The organism is Massilia yuzhufengensis (assembly GCF_900112225.1).
GTDB classification, from domain to species: domain Bacteria; phylum Pseudomonadota; class Gammaproteobacteria; order Burkholderiales; family Burkholderiaceae_D; genus Telluria; species Telluria yuzhufengensis.
In genome coordinates this window covers 111,527-129,419 of sequence record NZ_FOLD01000010.1, presented here as the reverse complement: position 1 = coordinate 129,419, position 17,893 = coordinate 111,527, and the positions used below count along the sequence as shown (strand labels likewise).

Below are 17,893 nucleotides of genomic sequence, written 5' to 3'. Positions count from 1 at the left end.
CCGGGATGGGCAGGCCTTGGACAGGGAGCTTAGCACGGCAGAAATAAAAACGCCCGGGCCCTGCGAAGGGACCGGGCGCCTGGTCAGCCGCGCTGTGCCGCGGCTGCGCGGATTACGGCTGCGGGTTGTTCAGCAGCGAGCGCTTGCGGGCGTAGGCGAAGTACACCACCAGGCCGAGCAGCAGCCAGACGATGAAGGCCACCCAGGTATGCCAGCTCAGGAAGCTCATCAGGGCCAGGCAGAAGATGATCGCCAGGCCCGGGATGACCGGGACGCCCGGGCAGCGGAAGGCGCGCGGCAGGTCGGGACGCTTCTTGCGCAGGATGATCACGGCCACCGAGACCAGCGAGAACGCGGCCAGGGTGCCGATGTTGACCAGTTCGGCCAGCACGTCGAGCGGGACGACTGCGGCGATCAGGCCGAAGACGATGCCGACCATCCAGGTGGCGAAGTAAGGCGTACCGTATTTCGGGTGCACTTCCGACAGCTTGGCCGGCAGCAGGCCGTCGCGCGACATGGCGAACAGGATGCGGGTCTGGCCGTAGGCCATCACCAGCATCACGGTGCTCATGCCCAGGATCGCGGCCAGGTCGACGAAGCCGGCGACCCAGTCCTGGCCCGCATACTGCAGGGCCAGCGAGACCGGGTGGTCGACGCCCTTGAAGTTCATGAAGGGCACGATGCCGGTCATGATCGAGGCGACGATCACGTACAGCACGGTGCAGACCGCGAGCGAGCCGATGATGCCGATCGGGAGGTCGCGCGCCGGGTTCTTCACTTCCTCGGCGGCCGAGGTCACGGCGTCGAAGCCGATGAAGGCGAAGAACACCAGGGCCGCGGCGCTCATCACGCTGCCGAAGCCGAACGGCATGAACGGCTGCCAGTTTTCAGGCTTGACGTAGTTGACGCCGACGACGATGAACAGGATCACGACGCCGGTCTTGATCAGCACCATGATGTTGTTCACGCGGGCCGACTCGCGCACGCCGAGCGAGAGCATCCAGGTCAGGACCATCATGATCAGGAAGGCCGGCAGGTTGAACAGGGTGTTCACGCCTGGCTGGGCGCCTGGCGCCGCGCGCAGCGCTTCCGGCAGCACCACGCCGATGCCCTTGAGCAGGGACTGGAAGTAGCCGGACCAGCCGACCGCGACGGTGGACGTGGCCAGGCCGTATTCCAGCAGCAGGTCCCAGCCGATCATCCAGGCGACGATTTCGCCCAGGGTGAAGTAGCTGTAGGTGTAGATCGAGCCGGCCACCGGCACGCTCGAGGCGAATTCGGCGTAGCACAGCGCGGCGAAACCGCAGGCCAGCGCGGCGATGATGAAGGAGAGGGTCAGGGCCGGGCCGGCCGTGACGGCGCCGGTGCCGGTGAGGACGAAGATACCGGTGCCGACAATCGCGCCGATGCCCATCAGTACCAGGTCGAGCGGGCCCAGCACTTTCTTGAGGCCGCCCGGCTTCTGGGCTGCCGCCACCATGGTGTCAAGATTCTTGGTTCTAAAAAGACTCACTACTTGTTCTCCAATCAAAAAATAGTATGGTTCCGCGTCTAGTGCGCTTCTTCTGTGCCGCCGCTGCAGGGTATGCGGTTGGCGGCGCGATAGCCATGCCGGCCGGTAGGCCGCATGCTGACCCGGGAACCGACTGTCGCCGTGCCTGCTGGAACATGTCGCAGACGCGACATTATCACCAGATTGTTGTTTGGAATCAAAGTAAAGTGATGAAAGTCGAATAATTCCTTTATTTCAATCAAAAAACCACGAGCGTTGCAGAATGGTTGCCGGCGGTTTTCCTCGCTTGATTTCCGTAAATCAACAGAAGATAATCGTCGGGTCTCCGCCTTCGCGGCGGCGAGCCGCGCCGCCTCCCGCCGCGCCCGACCCCTGGGGCCGCCCCTCATGCTTGATTCGCTGCCATCACGTAGGACGACGCACGCCGGGCGCCGGCCCCTGGCCGCCTTGCTGCTGGCCGTGGCCATGGCGAGCGCGCCCGGTGCGCGCGGCGCTGTCCCCGGCGAGGATGGCCGGCCGGTCGCGGCCGAATTGCGGCTGCGCGCCCTGGCCCAGCTGGCCGAGCGCAGCAACCCGCAGGCCCGCGCCGCGCTGCTGCAGGGCGCAAGCGAATTCACCATTGGCGTACCATATTCGGTCCAGGTGGCCTACCTGCGCCTGCTGCGCCGCGTCCATGTCGACGCCGGCCAGCTGCGCGACGCGTATGCTGTGGACGAGCGCATCATCGGCCTGGCCGGCGCCGAGGACGACGCCCTGCAAGTGGCGCTGGCCAGCCTCGGGCGGGTCCACAAGCGCCTCAACGACAACGACCCGGCCGCCGCGATGGCGCTGCTGGAGAGCCTCAACACCCGCTACAAGGAACTGCGCAGCTTCGAATTCGAGGCCAATGCCGAAGTCGCCTACGGAGCGATCTACAACACCACCGGCCAGCATGACCGCGCACTGGCCCACTACCTGCGGGCGCTAGAACTGGTGCAGCGCTATCCGGCGCTGTGGGGCCCGCGCGAAGCCGACGTGCGCCTGGCGCTGGCACGCCTGTACGTCAACAGCGGCAACGAGCACAAGGCGCTGGACACCATGCGCGCCTATCGCGAGGGGCGCGAAGGCCGCGCCAGCCGCGATGCGATCCCGCCCCGGGTCGAGGCGGCGATGTATTTCATGGACGGCCGCGCCCACGTATCGCTGAACCAGCTGGCCCCGGCCCACGCCGCCTTCAACCGCGCACTGGCGCTGGCGCGCAAGAACGAATTGCGCTGGCTCGAAGCGAACGTGCTGGGCAACGTGTCCGACGCCTGGCTCAAGGAACAGCGCTACCTCGATGCCGAACGGGCGGCGCGCGCCGCCGTCGCGGTGGCCGAGGACGTGAAGGACCAGAACGCGATCCAGATGGCGTACGCCAACCTGGGCTTCGCGCTGTTCGGCCAGGGCCGCATGGCCGAGGGTGCGGTGTACATCGACCGCACCACGGCCGAACTGCGCAAGGCCGACGCCATGCACGCGGTCTCGAACATCCTGGCCGAGAAAAGCGTGGCGCTGGAAAAGGCCGGCCAGTACCGGCAGGCGCTGCAGACGGTGCGCGAACGCGAGCAAGTCCAGGAAACGCTGTCGGTCGAGCGCCGCAACAAGGCCTTCGCCGCCTTGCAGGAACAATTCAACGCCAAGCAGCGCGCCGCCCAGATCGATCGCCTGCGCCAGGAAAACGCGGTCAAGGACGCTGAACTGGCTAACCGCAACCTGCGTTTCGCCCTGGCCTCGCTCGGCGCGGCGCTGGCGCTGGCGCTGCTGGGCTTTGTCTTCATGCTGTACCGGAAATCGCAGCGCACCAGCCGCCGCCTGGCCGAACTCAATGCCGAACTGGCGCACCGCTCGGCGCACGACCCGCTCACCGGCTTGTTCAACCGCCGTTCCTTCGTCGACCTGATGCAGGACCGCGCGCTGCGCGGCCAGGCCGTGGCGCCGGCCGTGCCGGCGAAAAGCGCGGCGGCGGACGGCGCCGGCGACTGCTTCACCCTGCTCGACATCGACCATTTCAAGCGCATCAATGACCAGCATGGCCACGCCGCAGGCGACGCGGTGCTGGTGGAAGTGGGCCGGCGCCTGAACGAAGTGGTGCGCGAATCGGACATGGTGCTGCGCTGGGGCGGCGAAGAATTCCTGGTGTATTCGCAAGGCGTGACCGACGCCCAGCGCCCGCTGCTGGTGCAGCGCATCCTCAACGCCATCGCCGCCGCGCCGGTGGTGCTGGAAGACGGCAGCGTGCTGCAGGTGCGCGCCACCGCCGGCGCGGTCTCGCTGCCGCTCGCCTCGAACGAGGCACTAGGATGGGAACAGGCGATCGCCCTGGCCGACCGCGCCCTGTACAAGGGCAAGGAAGCGGGCCGCAACCGCGGCTTCATCGTCGAAGGCGTCTCGCCCGGCGTGGGCGCCGGCGAGGATCGCAAGCTGAGCCTGCACCTGGTGCTGCCGGACATGTACTGGCAGCCGGCGCAGTAACGCGTCGCAGAGCGGGCAGGTTCCCGCCCCCGCGTTCAAACCAAACCAGATCGGCCTGCGCGCATGTCCAGCGTAGGGTGCTCGGCTTTGCCGAGCGCGCGTCCAAACGCAACTTGAATCGACGATCTTTCAGGCGTGTCCTGAACGCGCGGTCGGCGCAGCCGACCACCCTACACCCGGCTCAGCGCCTGGCGCCCGGTCATTGCGACCACCACCTGCAGCAGCAGCGCCGGCCGCAGCGGCTTGGCCAGGAATTCATCGAAGCCCGCCTCCAGCGCGCGTTGCTGGTCTTCGCGCCGCGAGAACGCCGTCAGCGCGACCGAGGGCACGCGCGCCACCGACTGCTCGGGCAGCATCCGCACCCGCCGCATCAGTTCGAAGCCATCGACCACCGGCATCCCGATATCGGTGATCAACAAGTCGGGCCGGTGCAGTGCGGCCATGCGCAGGGCGTCGGCGGCGTTGGCGGCGCCCAGCACCCGGGCGCCGGTTTCCAGCAGCACCTGCTGCACCAGGTCGAGCGAATCGGGTTCGTCGTCCACCACCAGTACCGTGACGCCGGCCAGGGCGCCGCCGTACTGCGCCACCGCATCGAGCGCGGGCTCGGCCAGCGGTTCCGGCACGCTCTCCGGCACGGCGGCCGCGTGGATCGGCAAGTGCACGGTGAAGGTGGCGCCGCGCCCTGCCCCGGGGCTGGCGACCGTGACCGCCCCGCCCTGCAGCTCGACCAGCTGGCGCGCGATCGCCAGCCCCAGCCCCAGGCCGCCATGGCGGCGCGACGACGAGGCGTCGGCCTGGCGGAAGCGGTCGAACACGAAGGGCAGGAATTCGGGGGCGATGCCGATGCCGGAATCCTGCACGTCGATCGCCACCGCATCGGCTTCGCGGCGCAGGCTCACCGCCACCCGCCCGCCCGGATCGGTGAACTTGATGGCGTTGGACACCAGGTTCGACATCACCTGCTGCATGCGCCCGAGGTCGCCCATGACGGGGCCGGCGTCGTAGTCGACGTCGGCAACCAGCTGGATCTGCTTGCCCAGCGCCGCCGGGCGCGCGGTTTCCAGCGCGGCGTTGACGAATTCGGCCGGCGTGACCAGCTTCGACTCGACCCGCACCTTGCCGGTAATGAGGCGGCTCATGTCCAGCATGTCCTCGATCAGTTGCGACTGGGCGCGCGCATTGCGCTCGATGGTTTCCAGGCCGCGCCGCAGCATCGCCTCGTCGCGCGCGCCCTGCAGCAGCAGCTGCGACCAGCCCAGCATGGCATTGAGCGGGGTGCGCAGCTCGTGCGACAGGGTGGCGAGGAATTCGTCTTTCAGCTGGCTCAGGTGCTCGGCCTCGACCCGCGCCTTCTGTTCGCGCAGGTACAGCTGCTGGCGCTCGGCCGCCGTCTCGAGCGATGCGGCCAGCGTGCGGTTGCGCGATTCGAGCCGGGCGTCGAAGATGGCGGCCAGCAGCGCGATGCTCAGCACCGCGAAAGTGGCGACGGCCACCAGGATCGCCAGGTGGTCCTGGTTGACGCCGCCGTCGGCCGCGCGGCAGACGCTGGCGGCGTCGAAGTGGGCCGCAGCCATGCCGGTATAGTGCATGCCGGCGATGGCGCCGCCCATCACGATGGCGGCGCCGGCCTGCACCAGGCGCCGGTGGCGCACGCTGTCACTCAGGCGAAAACCAATCCAGAGCGCGCCGGCGGAGGCGCCGATCGCGATCGCCACCGAGGCCAGGAACAGCCATGGGTCGTAGGTGATGGCCGGGTCCATGCGCATGCCGCTCATGCCGGTGTAATGCATCGTGTTGATGCCCAGCCCCATCAGCAGCGCGCCCCAGGCCAGGTGGCGGCCGCCGAGCTCGCGGTGGCGCAGCTGCCACAGGGCCAGTCCGCAAACCACCACCGGCAGCAGCCAGGACACGAAGGTAATGACGGGGTCGTAGGCCATCGGCATCGGCAGCCGGAAGGCCAGCATGCCGATGAAGTGCATGGCCCAGATGCCGCTGCCCATCGCGAAGGCGCCGCCGGCCATCCAGCCATGCCGCGCATGGCCCAGCGATTCCTTGACGCGCAGCGCGAGGCTCAGGGCCGTGTAGGACGCGAACATCGCGACCAGGATCGACAGAATGACCAGGGTTGGTTGGTAGTGGCCGATCAGCATGAGAGGTAGAGGACGTATCCCTTTTGTTTCCGCAGTCGCGGCAATCCTGGCGAATTCGAGTGTACACGAGCAAGGCCGGCCACGGCGCGTCGGCATCCCGGGTCCGCATGGTCGCGGACAACGAATTGCCTTGTGCAAGTGCACGCGATGATAGCGGATCGCGCCGCACAGGGCGCCGACGACCTGGTGACGGTGCCCGAAGTGGCGTGCAAGTACTTCGACACGGTGCAGCCGCCGCGCAAGTAATTGATGGTGCTGCCGCGCACCGACCACGACCAGAACCCGGCCATGCCCGCCGCCCGGCTGGCGCTGCTGCGCACCGAGGTCGCCGGCCTGGGCGACTGAGTCAGCGGGCCCGGGGCGCGGCCTCAGGCCGGGACGTCCGCCTCGCCATCCATCACGACGCGGTCGCGCCCGCCGCGCTTGGCCGCATACAGCGCCTTGTCGGCCGCTTCGATCAGGGCCGCGGGTTCATCGAGGCGCCCAGGGTCAAAGCTGGCCACGCCGATGCTCAGCGTGACATGGGGCCGCAGCGCCGCCGGCGCATGCGGCAGGCCGAGCGCGGCGACGTGCTCGCGGATCGCATTGGCCAGCACGCGCGCCGGACCGGCCGCGGTGTCGGGCAGGATCGCCGCGAATTCCTCGCCGCCGTACCTGGCCGCGACGTCGGCCGGCCGCTTGAGCATGCCGGCCAGCGCCTGCGCCACCGTGGTCAGGCAGGCGTCGCCTTCCTGGTGGCCGAAGTGGTCGTTGTAGGCCTTGAAGGAATCGATGTCCATCAGGAGCAGCGACAGCGCGCCGCCATTGCGCTGCGCGCGCCGCAGTTCGCGGTCGAGGGCGACGTCGAAATGGCGCCGGTTGGCGATGCCGGTCAGGCCGTCGACGTAGGAACGCGCGCGCAGCGATTCGGCGTGGTCGAGCAGGCGCCGTTCGCGGTCGACCACGCCGCTGACATCGCGGATCTCGACCAGGCAGTAGCGCTCGCCCGCCTCGGAAAACGGCGTCACGCTCACGGACTGCTCGATGCGGGCGCCGTCGAAGCTCCCTGCCTCCCGCAGCGGGAAGGGCGAACGCCCGGTGGAGGGCGGGACCGTGGTCGCCACCTCCTCGGTCAGCGCGGCCAGCACCGCCGACTCGACCCGCGAGCCGCGCAGCTCGGGAAACACCTCGAACAGCGATCGGTCGCGCACCCGCGCCACCGAATAGCCGGAGCGCGGCACCATCCAGCCGTTCCACAGCACGATCTCCTGGCCGGCGTCGAGCACCACCAGCCCGCAGTTGGCGAGGTTGACGGCGCGTGCAGTAAACGGGCTGGCTGGTTCAGGTGTGAGGGTCATCGCGGGATCGGGAGTGGGGATGAAAGTGATGTCATAAAGAAACTAGTGGATGATACCCGAGAATGCACCGCCCATGACAGGCGGATGGGCCGGCGCTGCCTCGAAAGGTCTATTTACAAAAAGTGTACGGTCGTGACTTTTCGTGAGCCTTTGGGCAGGTCTTTCCGATTACGATCAGGTCTACGGTGCGTCCATGTGGGGCGCAGGCGAGAGACGACATGGTCGAACGGAAGGAACAAGCAATGGCTGGCAAAATGATGGATGGTGAATTCGGTATTGAACTGGCGGTGGAGACCCCGCCCCAGAGCGCGCCCTGGCCGGCTGCCCCGCACGAACTGCGCCGCCTGCGCATCCGCAAGCGCGAGAGCCAGGAAAAATTCTGGAGCCGCTTCGGCGTCACCCAGTCCAGCGGCAGCCGCTTCGAAACCGGCGTCGTGATCCCGCCGCCGGTCGCCATCCTGCTGCGCCTGTACGTCAGCGGCGCGCTGAACGACGACGACCTGCACGGCTGATCCGCCTATAGAAGGGGCCGCCGCAACGGCGGCCTCGCCGATGCTTCCTCTTTTCGGAAGTAATCTTTCGGTAATCTCCCCTTTTACCGAACAGTCCGGTGCTTTATCCTGTCGCATGCGCACATGCGGCGCACATGCGGCGGTTTGGCTGCATGATGTGAACATCGATAACGCAGACCGGAACCATGACACGCACAGCACCTCCCCTCGCGACCAGCTTCGCCCTCACCCACCTTTCGTGCGGGGAGCGCTTCGCTGCGCTCGGCCAGGCGTGAGCGGCGGCGCCGGGTCGCGCTACGCTTCGCTGCTGCTGCCGGCCCTGTTCACCATCGCGCTGGCGCTGCTGCTGCAGCATTTCCTTGGCTCGCTGGCCTGGGCCGGCCTGCTGGCGGTCATCACCTGGCCGCTGCATGAACGGCTGCAGCGGCGCGGCATGCCGCGCATGGCCAGCGCCAGCATCCTGCTCGCGCTGCTGGTGGTCGGCTTCTTCGGCCCTTCGCTGCTGCTGGCCAAGGCGCTGGGCAACGAGCTGGTCGGCCTGCAGCGCCTGCTCGCCGAACTCAATGAAGTGGGCGTCGCCACGCCCGAGTGGCTGGCGCGCCTGCCGCTGGTCGCGGAGCGCGTGACGGCCTGGTGGAACGAGCACCTGGCGGTGCCGGGCGGGCTGAACGCGCTGGTGCAGACCACGCTGGGCGACGTCATGCCGCAGCTGGGCGGCGCCGCGCGCTTCTGGGGCTCGGCGATCCTGGCCAATGCGCTGTACCTGTTCCTGACCCTGCTGACCCTGTTCATCCTCTACCTGCACGGACCGGCGGTGGTGCGCTATGTGGACGGCGCCGGCGCGCGCGTGCTGCCCCGGCAGTACGGCAACCTGCGCCGCATCCTGCCGCTGTCGGTGCGCGGCACCGCGCTGGGCCTGTGTTCGGTGGCGCTGCTCGAAGGCGTGGTACTGGGCGTGGCCTACTACGTCGCCGGCGCGCCCGCGCCGGCCTTGCTGGGCGTGATCACCGGCTACCTGGCCCTGATCCCGGGCGGCGCGCCGCTGTCCTTCACCATGGTCTCGCTCCTGCTGCTTGGCCAGGGCCACGCCGGGGCCGCGCTCGGCCTGTTCACCTGGGGCGCGGTGGAGCTGTTCATGGTCGACAAATTCATCCGGCCGAAACTGATCGGGCACCGGGTCAACCTGCCTTTCCTGGCCGTGCTGTTCGGCCTGCTGGGCGGCGTGTCCACGCTGGGCGTGATCGGCCTGTTCGTCGGCCCCTTCATGATGGCCGTGCTGTTCAGCTGGCTGCGCGCCGAGCAGCCCCAGGGCGCGCCTTCGCAGCTTCCCTGACCTACCTGTGCCCGGGCGCTTTTGCGTCTGGGCTTGCTTGACATTCCCGCTTCGCCGTCAATACTTACGCTGTCATCGAAGATCAGGTTTTCAGCGTAGGCATCCGTTCAGCTATCCAGACAGTCATTCCCTTCGCTGCCGCCCGTCCCCGGCCGGCACGCGTCTGAGTTTATCCCCCCTCGTGTGGAACTGCCCCCAGTGTCCCTGTGCGCGCGTCGATTCATGGTTTTTCAAGGAGGCAGGAAGATGAGAAGGCACGCATTGACCGCGCTTGCGCCGCTGGGCTTCTGTTTGTTCATCGATGCCGCTTCGGCGGATACGATCACGGGGCGGCATCCAGAGAATGTATTCACACGCATGTACGCGGACCTGCCCTCGTACGCAGGCCAGACCAGCTACGCACGCACCGCGCCGCAGCAGATGGGCGCGCAAACCGGCATGCTCGACGCCGGCGACAACCTGACCGACCCGATCCAGTCGATCCTGAATCCGGCGGTGTTCGGCACGCACAACCCGGACACCCCAACATGACCGCCGGCATGACCTTCCTGGGCCAGTTCATCGACCATGACCTCAGCTTCGACCGCAAGTCGGTCCTGAATGCGACCGCCTCGCCAGGGCGCACGGTGAACTTCCGCACCGTGGCCTTCGACCGCGATTCGGTGTAAGGCGAAGGCGGTGCTGGCCTTGGCCCAGCTGCCGGAGATGGCGCCGTACGCGGTCGACCCGCGCACCACGATGGCCGCGTCCACGCCGCTGTTCTTCTATGTGCTCAAGGAGGCGGAAGTGCTGGAGGACGGCCTGCGCCTGGGACCGGTGGGCTCGCGCATCGTGGCCGAGGTGTTCGTCGGCCCGCTCAAGCTGCAAGTGAATGCCGTACGGCCGGTAAAATCGACAATCAATCAGCTGGATTGTGATTGTACAGATGAGGCCGTGTCCAAATGTCAGACCTGACCCCGAAGTTGCGAAAAAAAAGACCAGCGAGCGCTGGTCTTTTTTATCGAATCCTGGTGGGAAGTGCAAGTTTCGAACTTGCGACCCCTGCAGTGTGAATGCAGTGCTCTACCCCTGAGCTAACCTCCCGATGGCGCTTATTATGCACTAACTATTGAGATTCATCAATATCAAACCGCATCCGACGTCATCTGCATCGCTGCGATGGGAGCGAGAACAGGAAAGCCGCGCAGTGCGCGGCTTTCCTGATGAATCCTGGTGGGAAGTGCAAGTTTCGAACTTGCGACCCCTGCAGTGTGAATGCAGTGCTCTACCCCTGAGCTAACCTCCCAAAGCGAGGCGTATTATCGCACAACATGGCCCATCCGTCACCCCTGCGGGGAATAATTCCTCCACACGCAGCTGCCTTTCACGTTCTTGTCCAGGCCCGCCAGCGCCTGCTCGTGCAGCGTGAGCTCGTCGATGCTGGCCGCGAGCACGATGATCTCGCCCAGCGGGCCGGCATCTTCCAGCTCGCCGGCCGAACCGGCTTCCACCGCGACGTCCATCGTCAGCGAATTCTGGCCGCGCGTCATGGCGATATAGACATCGGCCAGCAGCTCCGAGTCCAGCAGCGCGCCGTGCAGCTTGCGGTGGGCGTTCGAGATTTCGTAGCGGTCGCACAGCGCGTCGAGCGAGTTGCGCTTACCCGGGTGCATTTCCTTGGCCTGCACCAGGGTGTCGATCACGCTGGAACAATAGGTGGAGAACGGCGGCAGGCCCAGGCGCGTGTACTCGGCGTTCAGGAAGCCCATGTCGAAGGGCGCGTTGTGGATGATGACTTCGGCGCCATCGATGAAGGCGCGCAGCTCTTCGGCAACCTCGTGGAACTTCGGCTTGTCGCGCAAGAATTCCGTGGTCAGGCCGTGGACCGCGAGCGCTGCCTCGTCCGAGTCGCGCTCCGGATTGATATAGCGGTGGAAGTTATTTCCGGTCAGCTTGCGGTTGAAGATTTCAACGCAGCCGATCTCGATCACGCGGTCGCCCGTGCGGGGATTCAGGCCGGTGGTCTCAGTATCGAGGACAATTTGACGCATGAGGGGAATACCTGGTGGAAGGGCTGGGACGAGCGCCAGTATAGCAGCCGGGTGGCCGGCCGCTAACCCGGGATAATGGCTTAACGCCGCACCGAGGCGGCGCCGCGGTTGGCCAGCACGTCGGCGCGCTCGTTGCCCGGATGGCCGTTGTGGCCGCGCACCCAGCGCCATTCCACCGCGTGCTGCTGCTGCGCCAGGTCGAGCGCCTTCCATAGGTCGTCGTTCTTGACCGGCTCCTTAGCGGCGGTCTTCCAGCCGCGCGCCTTCCAGCCGTGGATCCATTCGGAGATCCCCTTTTGCACGTACTGGCTGTCGGTGTGCAGCACGACCTCGCACGGCCGGTTCAGCACGCCCAGTGCCTCGATGACGGCGCGCAGCTCCATGCGGTTGTTGGTGGTGTTCGGTTCGCCCCCGAAGATTTCCTTCTCGTGGCCGTTGGCGACCAGCAGCGCGCCCCAGCCGCCGGTGCCGGGATTGCCCTTGCAGGCGCCGTCGGTGTAGATCTGGACCTTGCTGCTGTCGTTTGCTTCGCTTGCTTGCATGTTGCTCATTCTCTGTTTGCCGCCGGCACTGCCGCCGGCCGATTGCTCGTTTTCTTGTTCCATGCAGGTCCGATGATGTGCATGCCCTTGACCCGCTTGATGGCGTGGACCACGTACACGGCGCCCAGGTAGGGCCACCAGCGTTGTCCGGCCGATTCCATCATCGAGAACCGACTCAGCCAATGGGCTGTCCGGCACGGCGGCGCGTAGCAGCCGAAGTGGCTGCGGCTGACGCCGAGATTGAGCAATTTTAACCAGTCCTTGAGGCGCGGCATAGAGATGAACTCGCCGGAGGCCGGCAGGTAGCCGTTATTGGTGACCCGCCCCACCCCCTGGCGCATGCCCCACAGGCTGGCCGGGTTGAAGCCGCAGATGATCACCTGCCCTTCCGGGATCAGCACGCGCTCGACTTCGCGCAACACCTGGTGCGGCTCGGAAGCGAACTCGAGCACGTGCGGCAGCACCACCAGGTCCATGCTGTGCGAGGCGAAGGGCAGCTCGGCGAAGTCGAGCGCCACCGCGACCTGCCGGCCCGCCGAGGAAAAGGCGAGCTCGTCGTCGGTGGAGGTGCGGGTGGCGGCCTGCCACTTGTTGGGCATGCGGTTGGCCGCCAGCGCGTCGAGCTGGGGCACGCCGATCTGCAGCGCATTGAAGCCAAAGATATCCGCCGTGAGCTCGTCGAGGCAGGCTTGCTCGAACGCGCGCACGTACGCGCCCGCCGGCGATTGCAGCCAGAGGTCGAGCGCTATAATGGATTTTTCCGACGCGCTATCCATGCCACCCCTTCAGGCCTTGTTTAACTTCATGATGACGATTCCATCGCGCCAGGACCTGTCGGTCCTCACTGTTCCCGCATTCAATGACAACTACCTGTGGATCATCCACGACGGCGTGAACGCGGCAGTGGTCGACCCCGGCGATGCCGGCCCGGTCCGCGCCGCGCTCGCTGCGCACGGCCTGGCCCTCACCTGCATTTTACTCACCCATCACCATGCTGACCATATCGGCGGCGTGCCGGCCCTGCTGGCGCACACGCCGGTGCCGGTATTCGGCCCGCGCCATGACGGCATCGAGGGGATCACGCAGGCGCTGGACGAAGGCGACCGCTTCACGGTACCGGGGCTCGACCTCCAGTTCGAGGTGCTCGAGGTGCCGGGTCATACGCTGGGGCACATTGCCTACGTGCGCAGCACGCCGGGTGCGCACTGGCTGTTCTGCGGCGATACGCTGTTCGCGGGCGGCTGTGGCCGGCTCTTCGAGGGCACGCCGGGGCAGATGGCGGCCTCGCTCGCCAAGCTCGCCGCACTCCCGGACGATACGCTAGTGTACTGCGCCCACGAATATACCGTAGCGAACCTGCGCTTTGCCCAGGCGGTCGAGCCGGACAACAAGGGACTGGCGCTGCGCATGCGCGATGAAACGGCCAAGCGCGGAACGCACCTGCCGACGGTGCCGTCGACCATCGGGCTCGAGCGCGGTACCAATCCCTTCCTGCGCTGTACCGAACCGGGCATCGTGCACAGCCTGGTCAAGGCCGGCAAGCTGCAGGCGGGCGCGTCACCGGTCGAGGTGTTCGCCGCGCTGAGGGAATGGAAGAACGTGTTCTGACAGGCGGCGGCGCAGCACGCGCCGCCGCCATCGACGTCAGATTTCTTCGTACAGCGGCAGCGTGAGGAATTCGGCAAACGATTCCGAGGTCGACATCTGCTCGAAGATCTCGGCCGCACGCACATAGCTCGGGTTATCGCCGTTCGGCGCATCGCCTTTCACTTTTTCCAGTTCTTGCGGGATCATTTCTCGCACCATCTCGGCGGTGACCTTGCGCCCGTCTTCCAGCACGCCCTTGGTCGAGCGGATCCACTGCCACACCTGCGAGCGGCTGATCTCGGCGGTCGCCGCATCTTCCATCAGGTTATGAATTGGCACGCAGCCATTGCCCGCGAGCCAGGCGCCCAGGTAGTGGATGCCGACATTGATGTTGTAGCGCAGGCCCGCTTCCGTGATCGGCGCTTCCGGCTTGAAGTCGAGCAGCTCCGCGGCGCTGACGTCGATGTCGGGACGCTGCTTGTCGATCTGGTTGGGTTTGTCGCCCAGCACCCTGGTGAACTCCGTCATGGCCAGTTTCACCAGACCCGGGTGCGCCACCCAGCCGCCGTCGTAGCCATCAAGCGCATCGCGCGCCTTGTCGTTGCGCACGCCGCCCATCGCGATGTCATTTTTCTCCGGATCGTTCTTGATCGGGATCAGTGCCGCCATGCCGCCGATGGCAGGGGCGCCGCGCTTGTGGCAGGTTTTCAGCAGCAGCAGCGCGTAGGCGCGCATGAAGGGCGCCGTCATCGTCACCTTGGCACGGTCGGCCAGGCAGAAGTCCTTGTCCAGCTTGAACTTCTTGATGCACGAGAAGATGTAGTCCCAGCGGCCCGCGTTCAGGCCGGCGCTGTGCTCGCGCAGTTCATACAGGATCTCGTCCATCTCGAAAGCGGCCAGGATGGTCTCGATCAGCACGGTCGCCTTGATGGTCCCTTGCGGCAGGCCCAGCTCGTTTTGCGTCATCACGAAGATATCGTTCCACAGGCGCGCCTCGAGGTGCGATTCCATCTTCGGCAGGTAGAAGTACGGGCCGGCGCCGCGCGCCAGCTGTTCCTTCGCATTGTGGAACATGAACAGCGCGAAATCGAAGATGCCGCCGGAGACGCGCTTGCCATCCACCAGCACGTGCTTCTCGTCCAGGTGCCAGCCGCGCGGACGCACGACCAGGGTGGCTACCTTGTCGTTGAGCTTGTAGGATTTGCCGTTCTGTTCCAGTGCGATGGTGTGGCGCACCGCGTCGCGCATATTGAGCTGGCCGGTGATCTGGTTGTCCCAGTTCGGCGTGTTCGAATCTTCGAAGTCGGTCATGTAGCTGTCGGCGCCGGAGTTCAGCGCGTTGATGACCATCTTGCGCTCGACCGGGCCGGTGATCTCCACGCGGCGGCATTCCAGCGCCTTCGGGATCGGTGCGATCTTCCAGTCGCCGTCGCGGATATGCGCCGTGTCGGGCAGGAAGTCGGGGCGCTCGCCGGCATCGAGGCGGCGCGCGCGCTCGGCGCGGGCGGCCAGCAGTTGCTGGCGGCGCGGCTCGAAGGCGCGGGTGAGCCTGGCGACCAGTTCGAGCGCTTCAGGCACCAGGATCTGTTCGAAGCCGGGTTGGATCGCGGCCGTGATTTCCATGCCGGCGGGGGTGGCGATAGTCATTGCAGGTACTCCTGTAAGGTGAAAACCGGTGCAGGCCAGGCCGGGTGCGCGCGCCTTGGCGTTTGTCATAGCATCAAGTATATTCACTTCCACATAGCTAAACGATACATTTACTCACTACATCTGTGCGTTTTTGTATCAAATGGAGAGAATTTGGACAAGTTCAGGCAGATCGAGACCTTCGTGGAAGTGGTGGCGCGCGGCAGCCTGTCGGCGGCGGCGCGGGCCGAGGGCATCGCCCCGGCCATGATCGGGCGCCGGCTGGACGCGCTTGAAGCGCGGCTGGGCGTCAAGCTGCTGCAGCGGACCACGCGCCGCCTGGTGCTGACCGACGAGGGCGCGGCCTTCCTCGAGCACTGCCAGCGCATCCTGGCCGAACTCGACGAAGCCGAGGCCGCCGCCGCCGAGCGCAGCGCGCGCGCCACCGGGCACCTGTTCGTGTCGGCCCCGGCCGGTTTCGGGCGCCAGCACATCGCGCCCCTGCTGCCCTCGTTCCTGGCCGAGCACCGCGAAGTGACGGTCAACCTGAACCTCACCGACCGGCTGGTCGATGTCGTCGGCGAAGGCGTCGATGTGGCGATCCGCATCGCCAGCCTGACTGATTCGAACCTGGTCGGCACCAAGCTGGCCGACAACCACCGGGTCGTGGTGGGCTCGCCCGCCTACCTGAAGCGCCATGGCCGCCCGCAGACCCTGTCCGACCTGGGCAAGCACAACTGCCTGGCGATCAGCAGCGAAGGAAGCCAGCGCGGCTGGACCTTCCTCGACGGCGGCAAGCCGGTCACGCTGAAGGTGGGCGGCAACATGGAGTGCAACGATGGCGCCGTGCTGCACGCGTGGGCGCTGGCCGGCAAGGGGCTGGCATGGCGCTCGATGTGGGAGGTGGGCGCCCAGATCGCCGCGGGCGAGCTGTGCACGGTGCTCGACGAATTCGCGGCCCCGGGGAACGATATCCATGCGGTGTTCGCGCAGCGCCAGCACCTGCCCCTGCGCATCCGCGCCTTCGTCGACTTCCTGCGGCGCAGCTACGCGCAGCCCGAATACTGGTAGGGTTTGCCGACGACGGGCAAAAAAAATCCCCGGCTAAACCGGGGATTCTTGCCATCGCTGGAGAGCGATTACAGCGGCTGGATGTTCGCGGCCTGCTTGCCCTTAGGGCCGGTGGTCACGTCGAACGAAACGCGCTGGTTCTCTTGCAGCGATTTGAAGCCGTTGCTTTGGATCGCCGAGAAGTGAGCGAACAGATCTTCGCCGCCTTCGTCAGGGGTGATGAAGCCAAAACCCTTCGAATCATTGAACCATTTTACGATGCCAGTTGCCATTACAATTTCCTATTTCAGTTAAGTGGACTTGCGCCCGTTTAAGATCGTTTGAAGAAGCAAGAAAGGAATGACAGACTAACTGCACTACTACCTACAACCCAACGATCCCGTATTATACCGAATAAAAGCGGATAAACATCCTCTTCGCGAAATAAAAATCCATGTATTCACAAAATAGTCAGCAAACATTCCTTGCTTCAACTTTCATGGACGCGTTTCGCGTTCGGTAGTAGAGGCAATATAGGTCATTGAGTGGCCGCATATTTGCGCCGCATCAAACGATTCTGCATTGATTTATTGCGAATCGGCATTACCGACAAGCCGGGTTCAGGATAAGCCGCGTGGATCGCGCTGCCCGGCTTCGACGAACTCGCCCAGTTCGCCCTGCCAGGCGGCCCAGTCGCGGGCGGCGACGGCGTCGAAGGTCAGCAGCACCCGCATGCGCTGCTCGAGCGCGCGCGCATGGTGGCCCAGTCCCCGGTAGCCGAAGGTGAAGGCCGAGCCGGCCATGGTGTGCAGCATGGCCACCAGTTCATTGGCCGTCTCGGTGGGGGCAAGCGGATCGAGCTGCGCGCCGAGCTGCTTGATGCGCTCCAGCGTCGCGGGCAGCCGCTCGGCGAAGCCGGCATTGGCCGTCGCCAGGCGCGAGAAGAAGTGCTGGTCCGCACCGTGTGTCATGCGGCAGCCTTACTTGGTGCCGAAGATGCGGTCGCCGGCGTCGCCCAGGCCCGGCACGATGTAGGCGTCTTCGTTCAGGTGCGAGTCGAGCGATGCGACATACACCTTGACGTCCGGATGCGATGCCTGGAACACCTCGATGCCCTCGGGCGCCGCCACCAGCGCCAGGAACAGGATGTGCTCGCTCGGCACGCCGCGCTTTTTCAGGACGTCGACCGCGTGCACCGCCGAGTTGCCGGTGGCGATCATCGGGTCGCACAGGATGAAGGTGCGTTCGTTGGTGTCCGGCAGGCGCACCAGGTATTCGACCGGCTCATGGGTGTCCGGGTCGCGGAACACGCCGATGTGGCCGACACGGGCCGACGGCACCAGCTCCAGCAGGCCGTCGCTCATGCCGATGCCGGCGCGCAGGATCGGCACGATCGCCAGCTTCTTGCCGGCGATGACCGGCGCCTCGATGGTCACCAGGGGCGTCTGCACGGTGCGGGTGGTCAGTGGCAGGTCGCGCGTGATTTCATAGCCCATCAGCAGCGTGAGTTCGCGCAGCAGCTCGCGGAAAGTGCGCGTCGAGGTGTCATGCTCGCGCATGTGCGACAGCTTGTGCTGGATCAGCGGATGGTTCAGGATGAACAGGTTCGGGAAGCGCGGGTCTTGGTTCATGGTCGGTGTCAAGGCAATGGGGTGTGAAGCAGGTAGACCGGCATTATCCCAGCCGCGCGGCCGTTTGTCCTTTTTTTCTGCACATGTCG

At 66.0% G+C, this 17,893-nt stretch carries 18 protein-coding genes and 2 tRNA genes; 8 read left to right on the top strand and 12 right to left on the bottom strand.

The genetic code is table 11. From position 1 onward, the window contains the following. Positions 1-112 precede the first annotated feature (112 nt). Positions 113-1,513 (bottom strand): branched-chain amino acid transporter BcaP, encoded by a 1,401-nt coding sequence (gene bcaP / locus BM031_RS11010; protein WP_091874609.1) that lies wholly within the window; start codon positions 1,511-1,513, stop codon positions 113-115. Positions 1,514-1,900: 387 nt separating this feature from the next. Here bcaP and BM031_RS11005 point away from each other — a divergent pair, with 387 nt between their 5' ends. Continuing rightward, the gene (locus tag BM031_RS11005) at positions 1,901-4,006 is read left to right on the top strand and encodes a tetratricopeptide repeat-containing diguanylate cyclase (protein WP_229408789.1); all 2,106 of its coding nucleotides are present in this window, start codon (positions 1,901-1,903) and stop codon (positions 4,004-4,006) included. Between the two features lie 170 nt (positions 4,007-4,176). Here BM031_RS11005 and BM031_RS11000 read toward each other — a convergent pair whose 3' ends face one another. Together BM031_RS11000 and BM031_RS10995 are read right to left on the bottom strand one after the other, a co-directional pair. Continuing rightward, positions 4,177-6,156 carry an MHYT domain-containing protein gene (locus tag BM031_RS11000; protein WP_177207714.1) on the bottom strand — a complete coding sequence of 660 codons (1,980 nt, stop codon included), beginning with the start codon at positions 6,154-6,156 and terminating at the stop codon, positions 4,177-4,179. Between the two features lie 368 nt (positions 6,157-6,524). Continuing rightward, positions 6,525-7,493, bottom strand: coding sequence for a sensor domain-containing diguanylate cyclase (locus BM031_RS10995; protein ID WP_091874607.1), 969 nt, complete (start codon positions 7,491-7,493; stop codon positions 6,525-6,527). 242 nt (positions 7,494-7,735) lie between these two features. Here BM031_RS10995 and BM031_RS10990 point away from each other — a divergent pair, with 242 nt between their 5' ends. From BM031_RS10990 to BM031_RS10975, 5 genes are all read left to right on the top strand, one after another. Continuing rightward, a complete protein-coding gene (locus BM031_RS10990) occupies positions 7,736-8,005 on the top strand; it encodes a helix-turn-helix domain-containing protein (RefSeq protein WP_091874606.1) in 270 nt (89 codons plus the stop codon). 271 nt (positions 8,006-8,276) lie between these two features. Then, a complete protein-coding gene (locus tag BM031_RS10985) occupies positions 8,277-9,338 on the top strand; it encodes an AI-2E family transporter (protein ID WP_229408788.1) in 1,062 nt (353 codons plus the stop codon). Positions 9,339-9,584: 246 nt separating this feature from the next. Continuing rightward, entirely contained in the window at positions 9,585-9,869 is a 285-nt protein-coding gene (locus tag BM031_RS25500) for a hypothetical protein (RefSeq protein WP_177207713.1), read from the top strand. Then, a complete protein-coding gene (locus BM031_RS25495; RefSeq protein WP_177207712.1) occupies positions 9,866-10,006 on the top strand; it encodes a hypothetical protein in 141 nt (46 codons plus the stop codon). The genes BM031_RS25500 and BM031_RS25495 overlap by 4 nt, the downstream gene beginning before the upstream one ends. A gap of 10 nt (positions 10,007-10,016) precedes the next feature. Next, on the top strand, positions 10,017-10,292 hold the full coding sequence (locus BM031_RS10975; RefSeq protein WP_091874604.1) for a hypothetical protein: 276 nt from the start codon (positions 10,017-10,019) through the stop codon (positions 10,290-10,292). Between the two features lie 54 nt (positions 10,293-10,346). On the opposite strand, the gene BM031_RS10970 is transcribed toward BM031_RS10975, so the two are convergent. From BM031_RS10970 to BM031_RS10950, 5 genes are all read right to left on the bottom strand, one after another. Continuing rightward, positions 10,347-10,421 (bottom strand) — tRNA-Val (locus BM031_RS10970). A gap of 127 nt (positions 10,422-10,548) precedes the next feature. Continuing rightward, a tRNA-Val gene (locus tag BM031_RS10965) sits at positions 10,549-10,623 on the bottom strand. Positions 10,624-10,660: 37 nt separating this feature from the next. Continuing rightward, entirely contained in the window at positions 10,661-11,368 is a 708-nt protein-coding gene (gene dnaQ, locus BM031_RS10960; protein ID WP_091874603.1) for a DNA polymerase III subunit epsilon, read from the bottom strand. 80 nt (positions 11,369-11,448) lie between these two features. Then, positions 11,449-11,919 (bottom strand): ribonuclease HI, encoded by a 471-nt coding sequence (rnhA, locus tag BM031_RS10955; RefSeq protein ID WP_091874602.1) that lies wholly within the window; start codon positions 11,917-11,919, stop codon positions 11,449-11,451. Beyond that, on the bottom strand, positions 11,916-12,686 hold the full coding sequence (locus tag BM031_RS10950; protein WP_091874601.1) for a class I SAM-dependent methyltransferase: 771 nt from the start codon (positions 12,684-12,686) through the stop codon (positions 11,916-11,918). The genes rnhA and BM031_RS10950 overlap by 4 nt, the downstream gene beginning before the upstream one ends. Before the next feature lie 31 nt (positions 12,687-12,717). On the opposite strand from BM031_RS10950, the gene gloB reads away from it, so the two are divergent. Further along, positions 12,718-13,518, top strand: a complete 801-nt coding sequence (gloB, locus tag BM031_RS10945) for a hydroxyacylglutathione hydrolase (protein WP_091874643.1) — start codon at positions 12,718-12,720, stop codon at positions 13,516-13,518. Between the two features lie 36 nt (positions 13,519-13,554). On the opposite strand, the gene aceB is transcribed toward gloB, so the two are convergent. Then, positions 13,555-15,144 (bottom strand): malate synthase A, encoded by a 1,590-nt coding sequence (gene aceB, locus BM031_RS10940; RefSeq protein WP_091874600.1) that lies wholly within the window; start codon positions 15,142-15,144, stop codon positions 13,555-13,557. Between the two features lie 153 nt (positions 15,145-15,297). Between aceB and BM031_RS10935 the strand changes: the two genes are divergently transcribed. Continuing rightward, positions 15,298-16,194, top strand: coding sequence for a LysR family transcriptional regulator (locus tag BM031_RS10935; RefSeq protein WP_091874599.1), 897 nt, complete (start codon positions 15,298-15,300; stop codon positions 16,192-16,194). Between the two features lie 68 nt (positions 16,195-16,262). On the opposite strand, the gene BM031_RS10930 is transcribed toward BM031_RS10935, so the two are convergent. The 3 genes from BM031_RS10930 to upp all read right to left on the bottom strand — a co-directional run bounded on the left by BM031_RS10930 (position 16,263) and on the right by upp (position 17,804). Next, positions 16,263-16,466: a cold-shock protein gene (locus BM031_RS10930; RefSeq protein WP_027867533.1), complete on the bottom strand. Its 204-nt coding sequence runs from the start codon at positions 16,464-16,466 to the stop codon at positions 16,263-16,265. A 327-nt stretch (positions 16,467-16,793) separates the two neighbouring features. After that, positions 16,794-17,144, bottom strand: coding sequence for an Hpt domain-containing protein (locus tag BM031_RS10925; RefSeq protein WP_091874598.1), 351 nt, complete (start codon positions 17,142-17,144; stop codon positions 16,794-16,796). Positions 17,145-17,153: 9 nt separating this feature from the next. Next, positions 17,154-17,804 (bottom strand): uracil phosphoribosyltransferase, encoded by a 651-nt coding sequence (gene upp, locus BM031_RS10920; protein ID WP_091874597.1) that lies wholly within the window; start codon positions 17,802-17,804, stop codon positions 17,154-17,156. Positions 17,805-17,893 lie beyond the last annotated feature (89 nt).

What these genes read in the sequence shown, in the direction of transcription:
- BM031_RS11005 (WP_229408789.1), top strand. Translation starts at nt 1,901, where the DNA reads ATGCTTGATTCGCTGCCATCACGTAGGACGACGCACGCCGGGCGCCGG.
- BM031_RS11000 (WP_177207714.1), bottom strand. Translation starts at nt 6,156, where the DNA reads ATGCTGATCGGCCACTACCAACCAACCCTGGTCATTCTGTCGATCCTG.
- BM031_RS10995 (WP_091874607.1), bottom strand. Translation starts at nt 7,493, where the DNA reads ATGACCCTCACACCTGAACCAGCCAGCCCGTTTACTGCACGCGCCGTC.
- BM031_RS10990 (WP_091874606.1), top strand. Translation starts at nt 7,736, where the DNA reads ATGGCTGGCAAAATGATGGATGGTGAATTCGGTATTGAACTGGCGGTG.
- BM031_RS25500 (WP_177207713.1), top strand. Translation starts at nt 9,585, where the DNA reads ATGAGAAGGCACGCATTGACCGCGCTTGCGCCGCTGGGCTTCTGTTTG.
- BM031_RS25495 (WP_177207712.1), top strand. Translation starts at nt 9,866, where the DNA reads ATGACCGCCGGCATGACCTTCCTGGGCCAGTTCATCGACCATGACCTC.
- dnaQ (WP_091874603.1), bottom strand. Translation starts at nt 11,368, where the DNA reads ATGCGTCAAATTGTCCTCGATACTGAGACCACCGGCCTGAATCCCCGC.
- rnhA (WP_091874602.1), bottom strand. Translation starts at nt 11,919, where the DNA reads ATGAGCAACATGCAAGCAAGCGAAGCAAACGACAGCAGCAAGGTCCAG.
- BM031_RS10950 (WP_091874601.1), bottom strand. Translation starts at nt 12,686, where the DNA reads ATGGATAGCGCGTCGGAAAAATCCATTATAGCGCTCGACCTCTGGCTG.
- gloB (WP_091874643.1), top strand. Translation starts at nt 12,718, where the DNA reads ATGACGATTCCATCGCGCCAGGACCTGTCGGTCCTCACTGTTCCCGCA.
- aceB (WP_091874600.1), bottom strand. Translation starts at nt 15,144, where the DNA reads ATGACTATCGCCACCCCCGCCGGCATGGAAATCACGGCCGCGATCCAA.
- BM031_RS10930 (WP_027867533.1), bottom strand. Translation starts at nt 16,466, where the DNA reads ATGGCAACTGGCATCGTAAAATGGTTCAATGATTCGAAGGGTTTTGGC.
- BM031_RS10925 (WP_091874598.1), bottom strand. Translation starts at nt 17,144, where the DNA reads ATGACACACGGTGCGGACCAGCACTTCTTCTCGCGCCTGGCGACGGCC.
- upp (WP_091874597.1), bottom strand. Translation starts at nt 17,804, where the DNA reads ATGAACCAAGACCCGCGCTTCCCGAACCTGTTCATCCTGAACCATCCG.